Raw genomic sequence first — 15,025 nt, forward strand, 5'->3', positions numbered from 1 at the left:
TATCAGCCAAATAAGGGTCAAATATGAATGCTTACTTTTGGCAATTAAACACATCATGACATTTGTCACGGTGTGTTTATGACATATGCAACAGGTACGTGGTTTATCAATTCGTTAAAGTACATTCCATCAACAGCAAAGAATAACTAACAGGAAGAATATGAAAAATTTAACGCGTTTCACAACCACTGCAATTGTATTAACTAGTATGGCACTTTCAGCTCAGGCTGCGCAGCTTAATATAAATTTACAGAAGGTCAGAGTAAATCAGGGAACCCTTAAGGTTGCAATCTATAATTCTGCACAGGGAATGAAAAAATATCAAGCATTTGAAGTGCTTGAGCAAAAATCAAACAGTGAGAGTGTCACTTTTTCAGTGGCCGATTTAGACCCAGGTCAGTACGCTGTAATGGTATATCAAGACCTTAATGGTGATGGGAAGTTAGGTCGTAACCTCATGGGGATCCCAAACGAACCGTATGGATTTAGTAATAACCCGCGTTTGATGGGGCCGCCTAAGTTTACGCAACTAGCAGTCAATGTTAACGACACAAGTATCAGCACTGATATTGAACTACGTTAATTTATTTGCTTATTGCCAAACAGGAGAAAACCATGAACCGTCGTCAATTTTTAAGTACCGCAGTCTCATCAACGCTAGCTTCAACTGTTGCGTCGTCAGCAATGGGGTTTAGCGCGTCAAGTTTGGCGTCTTCGGTTCTATCAAACAATACTCAGGACACTTTGAGCCCTTATGCAAAAAAGTTCCAGGCTGCGCTTAATACCAATAACCGTTTACGATGTTATGAAGGGGTAAACAAGGATATACCTGCACATTTTCAACCATGGCATGGCAAGTTGCCAGAGCAGCTAGTTGGTCATGATTTATATCGTAATGGCCCTGCACAACGCGCCCGTGGTAATGAGCGGTATCAGCATTTTTTCGATGGCGATGGCATGGTTAACCACTTCTCGTTATCGCAACAAGGCATGACTCACAAGGGCAAATTTGTCCGCACGCATAAATTTATAGAAGAAAGCGCTGCTGATAAGTTTGTATATTCAGGTACAGGGACGCGATTTGACGGTGCCGCATTACCCACCAGTGCACAAAGTGTCAGCCAAGCAAATACGGCTCTGCTACCAATCCAAGGCGAACTTTGGGCTATGTGGGAAGCGGCCTCACCGTACCGTGTTGATCGGGCGTCACTCGATACACTCGGGCAAGTTAAATTTAACGATGCCCTTGATGGCGTGCCGTTTTCTGCTCATCCACATCATGATCGTGATGGCAGTATTTGGAATTTTGGTAATATTTCTTATGCCGGAAAGCCCACCATGGTGCTCTACCATTTACAGGCGAATGGCGTGCTACGAGAGTTTAAATTGATTGAATTGTCGCAAAGTAGTTATATTCATGACTTTGCTATTACCGATAAATATTTGGTGTTTTATTTGTCACCTTTGGTTTTAGACCGGTTATCGGATGTTTATGTTGAGTCTTTTAAGTGGCAGCCACATCTCGGCGGTGAGTTATTGGTGATTGATAAGAATACGCTGACAGCGGCGCATCGCATTCCTTTTGAGCCGGGCTTTATTTTTCATTTTGGCAATAGCTGGCAGCAAGGCAATAACTTAGTGCTGAATACTTGCTGGTATGATGATGCGTATGTCTATCATACCGGAATGGCCGACTTGCTTGGTGAAAAGCCAAGTAACAAAAAAGCCAACGCCAGCCAAATTGTCATCGATTTAACAAAACGCCAAGCGCGATTAGTACGCAGTAACTGCGATATGGAGTTCCCGATGTTTGATGCACGATTTAGCCAGCAGCAAAGCGAGTGGCAAACGGGCGTAACCACGGGCAAACAAAGTGCTCGCTCACAGTTTAATGCAGTAGGGCGGTATAGTCAGCGAACAGATACGTTGGAGAGTTTTGACTTTGGCCTTAATACTATGGTGGAAGAGCCATTGTTTGTTGCCAAAGACAATGCCACGCGTGAAGGTCAGGGGTATTTAATACACAGCTATATTAATTTTGTTGAAGGCGCGACAGGACTGGCCGTATTTGATGCTGAGCGTATACCCGATGGGCCACTGGCTTATGCCAATTTACCTTATTATTTACCGCTGGGGCTGCATGGTACATTTATTTAAAAGAACGCGATAACACCATGCAACAGTGGTATAAATAAAAGCAGGTTCGTCTATGGCGTTACGCCTGCTCATAGATTGTTTGCAGATCTTTTGGCTTTGTTTTTCCCCGAACCTTTCGCTTGATACATGGCTAAATCAGCCACCCGAATTAAGTCTTGTGCTGAATGGGCATCATCCGGATAAACAGCTATACCAATACTCGCGGTTACATGCGCTGTTTTGTTATCTGTACTGTAATTAAAATCTATTTTTTGCAAAATTCGATGACTGATATCTATATAGTCATTGTCTGTTGTAATGGGGCTTAACACCACAACAAATTCATCTCCGCCCAGTCGAGCTACAAGATCATGGGTTCTAACACTTTCTTGTAGCTTGTGCGCTGCTTTTTTTAGTAATGCATCTCCCTCAGTGTGGCCTAAGGTGTCATTGACGGTTTTAAAACCATCTAAATCAATAAAGAGTAGGGCGAGTTTCGTCTGCTGTAGATCACATTGAGCAACCATTTCTGATAAATGGCGAGTACCGTGTTGACGCGATGGCAAACCGGTTAAGGGGTCGTGGTTAGCCAGATACACCAATTGTTGTTGGAGTTTGTCTCTTTCTATGGCGTTTTTCTTAAAAATATTAAGCGCTTTGGCCATATAGCCAACTTCATCTTGGCGTTCAGCAACACCAATATTTACTGCTAAGTTATTATCAGCCAACTGATTCATTATATGAGTCATATTCACGATGGGCCGAGCGATGTTGGCAGAGAGCAGATAGCCAAAGAGTAAGATCACACTAATAACAATGCAGGTACTAATAAAGAAAAAGTAGTTCATATTATAAATGGGCTGCATTATTTCATGCTCATCGACTTCAGCTGCGATGACCCAACGCAGTTGTGCAAAGTTAAATGGCGCGTAGGCCGAATACACAGAGATACCTCTGTAGTCAGTAATTATATGAACACCTGAGTTCCCATCGAATGCCATGTTTACTGACGGCGTATCGACTTTCGTTTTTAAAATGCTTTCTCCTGCAAAAAAACGTGAATCACTGCGCATTAGCCTATCTGGGCCCACGATATAAGTTTCACCAGATTCTCCCATACCGGCAGTTACTTGCATTACTGCGTTGAGCGGTTCTATGGGCATTTGTAAAATCAGTACCCCAATGACCACATCATGCATGTTGGTGACTAGAGTACCAATAAACCCCGCGGGATCTCCGTTACTGGGTAGGTAAGATTGAAAATCTTCAAATAGGACGTTACTTGGCTGGTTACTGCTCATTATGTTGGTATAAAGACTGGCTAGATGGGTAGTGGCCCATTCACCAGTTAAAACATTGGTAGCGAAATCATGCTCTTTGGCGACGGTATAAACGAGGTTACCCTGCGTATCAAAAAGAAATAAATCGTGGTACTGGTTTAGGGTGGTTAAATTTAAAAATTCGGGGTGATATTGTTTATGTACTCGATCATAACGGGTCAGGTTATTGGTAGACAAAAAGGCACGCTTTTGGCCGTCAGCGTATGGGTTCTTTTCTACGTAGATACTTTGCAATTGCTCTGTGGGCGAGCTACCCAGCTCAGCCCATGCACCAGTAAACGCTGATAGCGCATTTCGAATAGTCGAGCTTTGGGCATGGAAAACCACATCATTGGTGACATTAGAAAAATAGTAATGCAATGTCGCTTTTCGTGACTCGAGGAGTGAAAAAAGCTTGTCTTGCGCGGCTGTTTTTAGCTCTTCTGAGGTATTTGTATAAGCGATAATACCCGTTACTAAAGCCGACAAAAGAGCAAAACTTATCATGACAAATGGGAACTTTTTTGTAATGTTTAAATTCTCTAGCACTCACGCCTCATGACATTATCATGTTAATAATAATTACATTAGCACCGCAGAGTTAGTTGTGCGTAGATTTTTGGCTTTTTTAATCACTTTGGCTTTTTTAGCACTTTGTTCTGCAGTGTCATGGTGAAGTTGACGATATTTGGCAGCTGCTCATCGGCCATACAATGTTAATAAAAGGCCTTGGTTAATAATGCCAGGACAACAACAGCTACAGTGTTGCCAGAGAAGTGTGAGATTGCCTAAATTGGCCTGGTGTCAGGCCACACCATTCATGAAAGGCGCGGTTAAAGGAACTTGACTCTTTAAAGCCCAGTAAGAACGAAATTTCCGCTAAAGAGATCTGTGACTTTGCCAGATAATGCTTTGCCAGTTCGGTTCTGACACTCAGCAATACATCTTGAAAAGAACGTTGTTCGTTGGCCAGTTTACGCTGCAAAGTCCGCTTGCTCATTGCCAGCTGTTTAGCAATGGCTTCAATGTGAGATTCACCACTGGGCAATGTCTCTAACAGCACGGCTCTAACGCGTTGATAAGTAGATGCAGTGGCACTCAACTCGTTCAGTTTGCGGTTGAGTTTGTCTTCAAAAAAGTCCCACATGGCGCCGCTGGAGGTTAAAAAGGGCCGCAATGCATCTGTTAGATTAAACTGAATGCTCATTTGCGCGCCTTGTGTGATATCACACTGAAAGAATGCGCGATATGGCGTGATGTCTTTGGGAAGCTCTGGAAGGATTACATGGCTCGGTGTGATCGCTTCTCGGGTGCCAATTTGGGCAAGCCTCACAAAAAATATTGCTTCACATAAACTCAGCATATTAGGCAGTGGTTCAGTGTTACCGTAACATTCTACGGTGAGTAAAAGGTGCTCAGGTAGTGTTTGTACATCCAGTCGCATTGGGCCAATTAACGGCTTATACGTACTTAAGCGTTGCATTGCGACTAAAAAATTAGGACTACATAAACTGGCAAAAATAGGCGGGTCGAATGCTTCGGCAGACATATGTTCAGCCAGTAGAAGCGGCACTTGCTTATTTTTGCCAGCTATTTCTAAGCCACGCCACAACGAAAAATAGTCAGGAGCCGATAAGGTGTAATCATTACGTGCAAACAAATCACTGGGTAAATGGGCGCATTTCAACACGTCTAGTGGGTCAATACCGATATCGGTCATGAATATTTGCCATTTTGGCGATATTGAAAATTTCGTTGTAGATTTCATCGCTATATTACCCTGCGGTTTTTTCCATTGCTTGACGAGATAATTTTAATACCAGTTTTCTCGGGAGCAAAGGGGTGATCCAATTCACTAAGAATTTTAACCCAGACTCATTAAAAGCCACAAGTTCACCGTTTTGCATAGCCCGATAGCCTACTTGAGCCACTGATTGCGCCGTTTTTGCGTTATCCCATACCCCAACACCGTCTAAGTCACCAGCTTTAACAAAGTCCGTGGCGACAGCACCTGGGCATAACGCCGTTGCGGTTACGTTGTATGCTTCAAGCTCTTGCGCAATGGCTTGGGTAAATGAGGTAACGTACGCTTTAGTCGCGTAATATACTGATTGTAACGGCCCTGGCATAAATGAAGCGGTAGATGACACATTGAGAATTTTGCCGCTGTTTCTTGCGACCATCCCTTTTAAGTAATAATGGGTCAGTTCTGTGAGTGTGGTGATATTAACTTGGATCATGGCTTTGTCGGCATTGATATCTCGTTGATGAAATTCACCATGGCCACCAAATCCTGCATTATTGATTAATACCTCTATCTCAATATTATTCAGCTCAGTTTGGTCATAGACGCGTTTGGCTGCATCGGGCTGTGATAAGTCAACGGCAACCACTAATACGTTTATGGCATATGTATTTTCAAGCTCTTCTTTAAGCGCCACTAATTTGTCAATTGAACGCGCAACCACGACTAAGTCACCTCCTTGTTTTGCATGAACATGCGCCAGCTCAAGCCCAATGCCACTTGATGCCCCTGTGATAAGTGCAGTATTTGATGAAGTCATAATAAGTCTCTATGTTTGAGTGTGTGAGTACATTGTAACGAAGTAAAAGGTGCCAAGCTTTAGCGATTAGCGCCACTAAGTTGTCAATATGTGCCAATTAAAAGCGCAGCGCATATCTGTGATATTTTCAGCATGAGATCCATCGGGGAGTGTCGCATCTTATAAGTAATACTTGTTGACCTTTATAGTTTAGAGTCAGCTTTATTCATTGCAGTAGGCATGTTAAATGCGCTGTATTTTGACTAAACAACACGTGTTTATAAGGGGAATTATATATGGGCATTATTCGACGTGAAAAAACAACCGACGTACAATCTATTGAAGCAGTTACACGGTATGCGTTTATGAATGCAGCGCACAGTGATGGTACTGAGCATTTTATTGTAGAAGCTTTACGTAAAGCGGGGGCGTTAACTGTGTCGCTGGTGGCTGAGCAAGCGGGTAATGTTATTGGGCATGTGGCTATTTCTCCTGTCAGTATTTCCGATGGCAGTGAAAACTGGTTTGGACTTGGCCCAGTATCGGTGCTTCCTGAATTTCAAGGGCAGGGGGTTGGCTCTGAGTTGATCCGTGAGGGGTTAGATATACTCAAAGCGTTATCAGCAAATGGGTGTGTGGTGCTTGGAGAACCTGGTTATTATGCGCGCTTTGGTTTTAAATCAGATACTCGTTTGGCGTTAGACGGCGTGCCCGCTGAATATTTTACGGTGTTGGCATTCTCACACTCATTAGCAGTAGGGAAAGTAACCTATCATGAAGCATTTACTGTGAAAAGTTAGCAGCGTTTCATCATAAAATAAGAGGTGAACTGTGTATCGTATTTCTGAGCTCGCGACTAAGGTAAGCATGTCACGCACTGCCTTACTGTACTATGAAAAATTAGGCCTGATCGAAGGGCGCCGAGCTGATAACGGATACCGTATTTACAGTGAAACTGATGTTCAGCGTATTAAGCTTATCCAACAGCTCCATCAAGGCGGTCTCTCTTTGATGGAGTGCAAGATGACGTTAGACAGTAAATTAGATAGAGATTTATTGGCAAATCGCTTAGTGAAATTAGATGAAGAGATTGCAAGTAAACAGCAGTCTCGTCATTTACTCGCAAGCTTAGTTAGTAATGAAAAACCATGGCATGAAATGGCGATAAAAAATGCACCAAGTGCTTACATGCAATGGCTAAATGCACAAGGGTTTAATGCACAAGAAGCGATTCAAATTAAGTGGTTATCAAAAGCGATGACCCATCATGATCAATATATGAATGACTTTAATTTGATATTTGATGAGTTATTACGCTGGGGGCCGGGGAGTCATAATGACACTTTAAAGGCCTTATCTAAGGTGCCGAATACGCCAAGAACAGTACTAGATATTGGCTGTGGTAAGGGCGCTTCGACCTGTATTTTGGCGCAAAATTTGGATGCCAGCATTACAGCGATTGACACAAATAAGTCGGCATTGACGTTTTTGTCGAATGAAGTGATGTCTTTGTCAAAAACGGCCACTGTATACACCATTTGTGGGAGTATGGAACAGTTACCTTTTCATAACAAAACATTTGATCTGATCTGGTCTGAAGGTGCAGCCTATATTATGGGAGTCGAGCAGGCGCTAAAATCTTGGAAGGCGCTTTTAACCGCCAATGGTGTACTCGTCTTTAGTGATTTAGTGTTTAATACTCAAAGTGTTAGTGAGGAGGTAGCAACGTATTGGGAGCAGGCTTACCCAGATATGCAAACATTAGATACTCGCCGCTTACAGGTGAGTGAAGCAGGCTATGAATTAGTGGCTGATTTTAGCCTCGGAGGATCTGCATGGAATAACTATTACCAGCCATTGCAGCAGCGAATAAATACTTTACTCCCAGAGATGGCAAACTCAGATGCGTTAAAATGCTTAATAGATGAAATCAACTTTTATAATGCCCATCACGAGGCGTATGATTATCATATGTTTATTGTTGTAAACACCAAGAGACTCTAAGTAGCATGTAATAATATAGGCTAAGGGTGTTTGGAAAATCAAAAATAGCGTGTTGTAAAGCCCCTTTACACATTTCCACTTTACGGGTATTGCAATTGGATCTGCATGGGTTGTAATGACATATTTAGTCGGGTGGCATTTTTATTGTCCGCGCTGTAGTTGATGTCAACTTTTTGCAAGATGCGATGTGCCATCTCTAAGTAGTCACTGTCGTGAGTGATAGGCGTGAGGCCCCTAGGTGGGCCAATAAATCACTCGCGCTGATGCTTTCTTGTATTTTTTGTGTCGTTATTATTAATAAAGCGTCCCCCCTTGTTTAATAGCCTAAACTATCATTGACGGTTTTAAAGTCATCTAAGTCAATAAAAAAACAGAGCCAGTTTTTTGTGCTTTATATGCCTGCTCACCTTAAATGCAATTTTACCTACAGTACCTAGCGTGTGATTGACTTATTTTATCGCGACCTTGCCATGATGCGCCTGATAATAGGCATCAACAACCTCAGGGCTGATATTGTTGTTTCGGTGGTGTGCAACAATTCGGTTATACACAATTTTTTCTGATTTTAAGAACTCAATAAACTCTTTTTCAACATCTGCCATATGGGTTGGTAGAGTATTATCAAAGGGGATCTCTAAAAAGTCCCCCTGATAAATAATTTGGCTATCGATGAAATAGGCAAAGCTTTGTCCATGAGCATGGGAGTTTTCTGGTAAATAATATTTTACCCCATCTAGTGTTTGTCCATGTGTTAGTGTTTTAAAGCGCCAATTCGCTGCATATTGACTGAACTTTGGATACGCTTTAATCGCTGCAATACTGTGTGGGTCAACGACAAGGGTTATACCGCGCTCACCATAGGCTGCTAACCCGCCCATATGATCACTATGTCCATGTGTTATATAAACTTGCGATATAGGTTTTTGAGGTAGCTTTTTTTGTATTAGCGCGATCACTTGTTCAGAGACTTCACGCGAACTGGGCGCACCAAATACCGTCAAGCCATCAGAGTGTTCTTGTACAAGTACGTGGCGATTTCCAGCGACGTAATTGATTAAATATAATGTGGGGGCAATTTGAGCCCATTGTAAGTTTTTTTCTTGGTCGTCTATGAACGGTCCATAACCTTGTGGCACTTCTAATAGTTCAGGGTGTATGTGCGTAATAGGCGCGACCCGAGTAACGTGAACGGTTTCTTGTAAAGTGTTGTTTTCAATATGCTGTACAGCGCTTGCGAAGGTAAAGTTATGGCTGTGTTGGGGGGCGCTAAATACGGTTGAACTAGCAGAGTTTTTATAACTGATAGAAGACAAATTAATGGGGCTTAGCGTGAAGCGATAAGTGATTTGTTCTTCTTCATCATCACGCTGAGTTAACTCGACCCAGTTATTAGCATGGTTAAACTGCGCTGTTTTCTCGGTGCCATCATGCAAAAAGGCATAGGCGGCCAAAAAGTCGATTTCTATGCTCATATCTTCTTTTAAGTCTTGCAAAGAGTAGTCGATAAAGCGCAATTGCTTTCCTTTGGTGAAGCCATTCACGTCGTATAAAATCGTTTTTCCTTGTTGGTGGACGATTTTCTCATCGAAGATATAGTTACCAGGAAAAACGTGTTGATCATGGAAAAAGAACTGCTGTTTTGTGGTGTCTAGTTGTATGTCATAGCGACTATGGATGGTAAAAGGAGTACGAAAGTCGTTACTTTGAAAGCGCGTTTCACTTTGACTGGTGTAGCTTATAGCGAGCTTATCGAGATTTTGTGCAAATGCATAATGATGTTTGAGTTTACTAATGACGGTATGAGCGTCAGATGCGTGGACAGTAAAAGCGGTAGCACACAGACTTATGCAAAAATAAGCATTCAGGGTTTTCAAATCGTATCCTTGGGGTTTAACTGTTTCATTTAGATGTACAAAGGGTAGCGTGAAGCGCATAATTTAAGTAGCAGTAAATCGAGAAAGGACCTTTCTGTTGCAAAGAACAATAGATTTAATAAAAGCGATTCGGATTTTTTTAACCGTGGTTGAAGCACACAGCTTTAGCGGTGCATCGGGCAAGCTTAATTTAGCTACCTCGGCGGTGAGCAAACAGGTGTCGGACTTAGAAGCTTACTATGGCTGTAAATTGTTATTACGTAGCACACGCACTATGCACCTGACGGCTGAAGGTGAGCGGTTTGTGATCGAATTTAAGAATATTCTGAGTCAACTTTCGCTGCTCAAAGACAGCGTGCAAAGTCGAAAAGAGCAGGTCGTTGGTCGCTTAAAGATAACCTCACCAGAAAATGCACGCGGACTGATGATTGATGAGAAAATAGCACGGTTTATGGCCGCTTACCCGCATGTAAAAGTGTGTTGGCAACAGCAAAATGATCAAGTCAATGTCATCGATGAAGGCGTTGATGTTGCGATTCGTATTGGGGCATTGGTTGATTCGACGTTAGTAGCACAGCGGTTCGCACAGCAAGAGGTACTGATGGTGGCAAGCCCACAGTTTTTAAAACAGCATGGTACGCCTGTGCACCCTAAAGATCTGACCAAATTACCGTGTATTATAGAAGCCTCCAACCGTCAACCTTGGCGCTGGCGTTACTGTGAGGGGGGAGAGATTCATACGGTGACGGTCACGGGGGATCTCGAGCTTAACAACGGTGAAACCGTGGCATATTTTGCAGCGCAGGGCCACGGTATGGCGAGGTTACCACGTTTTATGATGAAATCTTTTTTAGACAGTGGTCAGTTGGTGCCTATTTTAACTGAGTTTAATACGCCACCTTTAGACGTGTCATTGGTGTATGCACAAGCAAGGTTAACTAACCCAGCATTGAATGCATTCATTCATTTTATAAAGCACAGTGCCAGTGATTAAAAATACGCTAACACCGTGCTAATTAGGTGAGAAATTATAGACCGTGCAATGATAGGTTGAGTGTACAATCAACTCCAACTTGCTCAATGAACGTGGGGTCGTGACTGATTAATAATAAGGCGCCATTGTAATCACAGAGCGCTGCCGCTAAATGTTGTTTGCTGGCGGTGTCTAGGTGATTATCGGGTTCGTCGAGTAATAGTAAGGGCCGATTTGGCTGGTGGCTCACAATGAGCATGGCCAATTTCATTTTTTGACCACCACTTATTTTGTCGGCGGTTATGTACACTTGCTCTGCTTTAAAGCCAATGCCAGCCAACAGTGTTCGAGCATCGCAGGTAGAGAGTGTCGGGCATAAGTCGCTTAAGTTGTCTAACACGCTGCGGTTAAGCTCAAGTAATTGATAATGTTGGTCGAGGCAAAAAACCGCTGAATTAAGCTGTAATGTACCTGATATGGCCGATATTTTTTGTTGTAGTATATTAAAAAGCGTTGATTTACCTGCGCCATTTTCCCCAGTAATATGCCACTTTTCTCCTTCATGTATGACAAGATCTATCTCGGCACGTGTGCCATAAGGTAGGGTAAGTTGCAGAGCTCGTACGATGGCTTTTTTATTATGAGCCGCCTGTGTTTGTAGAGAAAAATGCGTATTCTCGGGTTTGATCTGTTTAGCCAGTAAGGTATTGGCAGTGTCTGACAACTTAACCTGCTGTTGTTGAACATTGGTTTTTTGGCGTTTGCTGTTGGCAGTCGCTTGGTCTTTTTTGGCATCTAATAGCACTTTTGCTTGGCTACCTTGCTTGCGCAGCGATTTACCTTTTGCTGCCCGTTGCTGGGCTTTCTCTTGGTTTTTTTGAGTTTCTAATTGAAGCTTACGTTGCTGACGTTTTACTTGGCTAATTTGTTGCTCTAACGCTTGTGTGGTACGTTTTTTAGCGGCTGTAAAGTCGTCATAATTACCTGAAAACACCGTGATGCCATGGGGCGTAAGCTCGCAAATGTATGGGATGTGTTGTAGTAATACAGGGTCATGGCTAACAATCAATATTGGCCCATCAAAGGCGTCTATTTGATTTATTAGCCAGTGTTTTGCTTGCAGGTCTAAATGGTTTGAGGGTTCATCCAAAATAAGTGCCGAGTGATCTGCACTGAATAGCTGCCAGAGCTTTAACCGCGTAAGTTGACCGCCGCTGAGTGTATTACAGTGTTGCCAGTGATCAGTTGGAAGATTAAGTGCCAACAGTTGCGCTTTTAATTGTTCAGCTAAGCGCCAATTGTCACCCACAGCAGCAAAGTCTTGCGGGTCACTGCTGCCATTGGCAATGGCTTCAAGTGCCTGTAATGGCAATGATAATCCTAAATATGCCGCGATGCTGATTGCTGAGTCTGGTGCGATTTCATCATGTTGCTGTGCAAAGTAACCGATATTTTTATGGCAAGTTACACTGCCTTGTGAGGGTGAAAGCCTGCCTCGAATGATGTTTACAAGTACTGATTTACCGACGCCATTACGCCCGATAAGTGCCGAACGGTAAGCGTTTAAACTCCAAGATAGATTATGAAAAAGCGACTCACCTTGAGTCAAATTAAAGCTGATAGTGTGAATTTGAAATATGGGCATCTATTGCCTCCTGAAATAAAACAGGCGCAGTGAGGTAGCTAAAGTGCTAAGCGCAGCATAGATGCCACACGAAAATATGAAAGGTATAGAGCTACGCCCACTAACCCTGTAGATCCAAAAAAAGAATGAAAAGTTCGGATAACAGGACTTAGTTGTTCATGACGGCGCATACTCCAAAATAAGAATAGGCGACTAGTGTAAAGCGTTTCGTGGGGTAATTTCAAGGAACTCAGAATGTGAGTTAGTTTGTTTTAGTTAAATGTGATCGAACAAGGAGAGGGTATGACGTAAAGTTATATTGCACGGGCAAACGTATTATCAATTTGCCCATGACTAGATAGGTCGCTTGGATTATCGGCTTAAATATCGGCTGCAGTTAGCGGCTAAGATCACCTGATACGCTGCCTTTGATATTGTCGATACTGACATCACCTGGGCCTGCATCTGCAATATGTAGGCTGCCAGCCCCATTAATATAAATATCACCAGCACCATCGTCTATGGTTACTTTACCTGATACTTGTTCAATTGAAATACTGCCACTGTGGTCTTCAATATCAACATTTTTACTGGTGTGAGCAATCGATAAGTCACCGCTATCGTCATCAATTTTAATGTTGCCAAGTGCATTTTTAATTTCAAGGCTACCAGACCCATCTTCGATGGTTATTTCACCACGGGTATCACGCACGGTTAAGTCGCCAGAGTCATCGACAATATTGATGTCTCCTTGCGCATTTTTGATGAATAAGCCGCCTGAACCATCAGTGATATTAACCGTCTGTACACCATAAACTTCAATGTCTCCAGAGCCATCATCTATATTGATGTTTCCACCTTCATTGATGTCAATGTCACCAGAGCCGTCGCTAATGCTAACGTGTTGAGCACCATTAACGGTAATATCACCCGAGCCATCCTCAATCTTAATTTGGTTTTTCATACGCTGTATGTTGATATCACCAGACTCATCTTCAATATCTAAAATTAAACTTTCAGGCACTGTTATTGCCAGATTAATACGGGGGCTTTGGCCACCCACTACCCATACATTACCGCTACGAGATGCTGTTTTTGCAACTAATTTGGCGGTGTCACCTGAGCTGTCTAAGGTCAAAGTGTATTCTGAGTTCTTAAAGGTATAAATGTCAGCATTTACTTTTATCTCGGTCGCTGTTGGTGAACCAATGATGGTTAATGAACCTGCTTCTAAGTTGGCGTTCAAGGTGGTTAATTGCGCCGCATCTAATACCAATTGCTGCTCTGTGTGTTGATCTGCATGTGCTGCTGAACCACCAACGTGGACAATACAGCCGCTTAACATGAACGCTGCGCATATTGGAGTAAGTAGTTTCATCATCGTGTTGTTCCTAAAATTATTATACTTTTATTTGTTCATACTTTAGCAACTATGATGCCAAGTTTTAAGCTGTTGTTAAATATGGTTTTATTTTAATTCAAAAAATTAAATTGATGACTTTGACCAAAAAGTGGTTTTTTAACACAAATAGTGGTCAACTTAATCATACTGTATAAAGTTCATCGAAATGGCGGGTCTAGCGTGCGTAACATAGTGACCTCGCTCAGTGGCAGTTAATATGGGTCGTAATAATGCTCTTTTCCGATTTTTAGGCGACTCGCGCCGCTGCGGTTCAGTTTTAATGGCTGTGTTAATCCTAAACTGCATTTATTACTGCCATAAGGAGGTTGTATTTGATTTGCATGATGAAAAATACACTCCATACTTCATTCATATTATTTTGATAGTTTTTAACTACATTATATTTAGGGCCTTTTTATGAATAAACTCATTAGGTATGGCGTGATATTTGGTGCATCTTACATTGCTTTATCTGTGCAGGCGAAAGACCTATATGATGTTAAAAAAGCAATTCCGTCACTGGTAACTGATATACGTTATTTTGGTACGGATAACTTTGTCGGTACAGCTATTGATGGGTACTCCGCACCAAAGTGTTTACTCTCTCTAAGTGCTGTAGCTGCGCTTAAAGTGGCACAAACATCGGCACAACAGTTTGGGCTTAGCCTCAAAGTATATGATTGCTATCGACCACAGCGAGCAGTTGATCACTTTGTTAAGTGGGCTGAAGATTTAAATGATACCAAAAATAAAGCGAAGTTTTATCCAGAGGTCGATAAGTCTGCGCTATTTGAACTAGGTTATATTGCTGCTAAATCGGGTCATTCAAGAGGTAGCACGTTAGATGTTACGTTGATTGATGCGCGCTCGGGGGTTGAGCTTGATATGGGCACAAGCTGGGACTACTTCTCGCCATTGTCATGGCCTTCTTCTACTAAAGTAAATACACAGCAACGCGCAAATCGCATGCTATTGGCTAAAGTTATGTTAAATTCCGGTTTTAAAGGGCTAAAAGAAGAGTGGTGGCATTTTACCTTGAGCAATGAGCCTTTTAAAACGCAGTACTTTGATGTAGAGATCACCAAGTGACCAAGGTAGGTTTGTGATTTAGGCTTTACTTGCTCAGCATGTAGATGCCACCTTTGCTTAT

12 protein-coding genes are annotated in these 15,025 nt (G+C 42.4%); 6 read left to right on the forward strand and 6 right to left on the reverse strand.

Annotated elements, in window-relative coordinates:
- Positions 1-160 precede the first annotated feature (160 nt).
- Positions 161-583 carry a DUF2141 domain-containing protein gene (locus PCIT_RS21660; RefSeq protein ID WP_010364296.1) on the forward strand — a complete coding sequence of 141 codons (423 nt, stop codon included), beginning with the start codon at positions 161-163 and terminating at the stop codon, positions 581-583.
- A 32-nt stretch (positions 584-615) separates the two neighbouring features.
- A complete protein-coding gene (locus PCIT_RS21665; RefSeq protein ID WP_010364294.1) occupies positions 616-2,157 on the forward strand; it encodes a carotenoid oxygenase family protein in 1,542 nt (513 codons plus the stop codon).
- A gap of 68 nt (positions 2,158-2,225) precedes the next feature.
- Here the strand turns inward: PCIT_RS21665 and PCIT_RS21670 are convergent, their stop codons facing one another.
- The 3 genes from PCIT_RS21670 to PCIT_RS21680 all read right to left on the reverse strand — a co-directional run bounded on the left by PCIT_RS21670 (position 2,226) and on the right by PCIT_RS21680 (position 6,019).
- A complete protein-coding gene (locus tag PCIT_RS21670) occupies positions 2,226-4,004 on the reverse strand; it encodes a putative bifunctional diguanylate cyclase/phosphodiesterase (protein WP_010364292.1) in 1,779 nt (592 codons plus the stop codon).
- Positions 4,005-4,212: 208 nt separating this feature from the next.
- Positions 4,213-5,223 (reverse strand): AraC family transcriptional regulator, encoded by a 1,011-nt coding sequence (locus PCIT_RS21675; RefSeq protein ID WP_040696141.1) that lies wholly within the window; start codon positions 5,221-5,223, stop codon positions 4,213-4,215.
- Positions 5,224-5,230: 7 nt separating this feature from the next.
- Entirely contained in the window at positions 5,231-6,019 is a 789-nt protein-coding gene (locus PCIT_RS21680) for an SDR family NAD(P)-dependent oxidoreductase (protein WP_010364288.1), read from the reverse strand.
- Positions 6,020-6,294: 275 nt separating this feature from the next.
- On the opposite strand from PCIT_RS21680, the gene PCIT_RS21685 reads away from it, so the two are divergent.
- Positions 6,295-6,798 carry a GNAT family N-acetyltransferase gene (locus PCIT_RS21685; protein WP_010364285.1) on the forward strand — a complete coding sequence of 168 codons (504 nt, stop codon included), beginning with the start codon at positions 6,295-6,297 and terminating at the stop codon, positions 6,796-6,798.
- Between the two features lie 31 nt (positions 6,799-6,829).
- Positions 6,830-8,002, forward strand: a complete 1,173-nt coding sequence (locus PCIT_RS21690) for a MerR family transcriptional regulator (RefSeq protein ID WP_010364284.1) — start codon at positions 6,830-6,832, stop codon at positions 8,000-8,002.
- A gap of 449 nt (positions 8,003-8,451) precedes the next feature.
- Here the strand turns inward: PCIT_RS21690 and PCIT_RS21695 are convergent, their stop codons facing one another.
- Positions 8,452-9,876, reverse strand: a complete 1,425-nt coding sequence (locus PCIT_RS21695; protein ID WP_010364282.1) for an MBL fold metallo-hydrolase — start codon at positions 9,874-9,876, stop codon at positions 8,452-8,454.
- Positions 9,877-9,973: 97 nt separating this feature from the next.
- On the opposite strand from PCIT_RS21695, the gene PCIT_RS21700 reads away from it, so the two are divergent.
- Positions 9,974-10,870, forward strand: coding sequence for a LysR family transcriptional regulator (locus PCIT_RS21700; RefSeq protein ID WP_010364280.1), 897 nt, complete (start codon positions 9,974-9,976; stop codon positions 10,868-10,870).
- 34 nt (positions 10,871-10,904) lie between these two features.
- Here PCIT_RS21700 and PCIT_RS21705 read toward each other — a convergent pair whose 3' ends face one another.
- Together PCIT_RS21705 and PCIT_RS21710 are read right to left on the reverse strand one after the other, a co-directional pair.
- A complete protein-coding gene (locus PCIT_RS21705; RefSeq protein ID WP_010364279.1) occupies positions 10,905-12,494 on the reverse strand; it encodes an ATP-binding cassette domain-containing protein in 1,590 nt (529 codons plus the stop codon).
- 376 nt (positions 12,495-12,870) lie between these two features.
- Positions 12,871-13,854, reverse strand: coding sequence for a DUF4097 family beta strand repeat-containing protein (locus PCIT_RS21710; RefSeq protein ID WP_010364277.1), 984 nt, complete (start codon positions 13,852-13,854; stop codon positions 12,871-12,873).
- A gap of 438 nt (positions 13,855-14,292) precedes the next feature.
- Between PCIT_RS21710 and PCIT_RS21715 the strand changes: the two genes are divergently transcribed.
- The gene (locus PCIT_RS21715) at positions 14,293-14,964 is read left to right on the forward strand and encodes a M15 family metallopeptidase (protein ID WP_010364276.1); all 672 of its coding nucleotides are present in this window, start codon (positions 14,293-14,295) and stop codon (positions 14,962-14,964) included.
- Positions 14,965-15,025: the final 61 nt, after the last annotated feature.

This window comes from Pseudoalteromonas citrea, assembly GCF_000238375.3.
Lineage (GTDB): Bacteria > Pseudomonadota > Gammaproteobacteria > Enterobacterales > Alteromonadaceae > Pseudoalteromonas > Pseudoalteromonas citrea.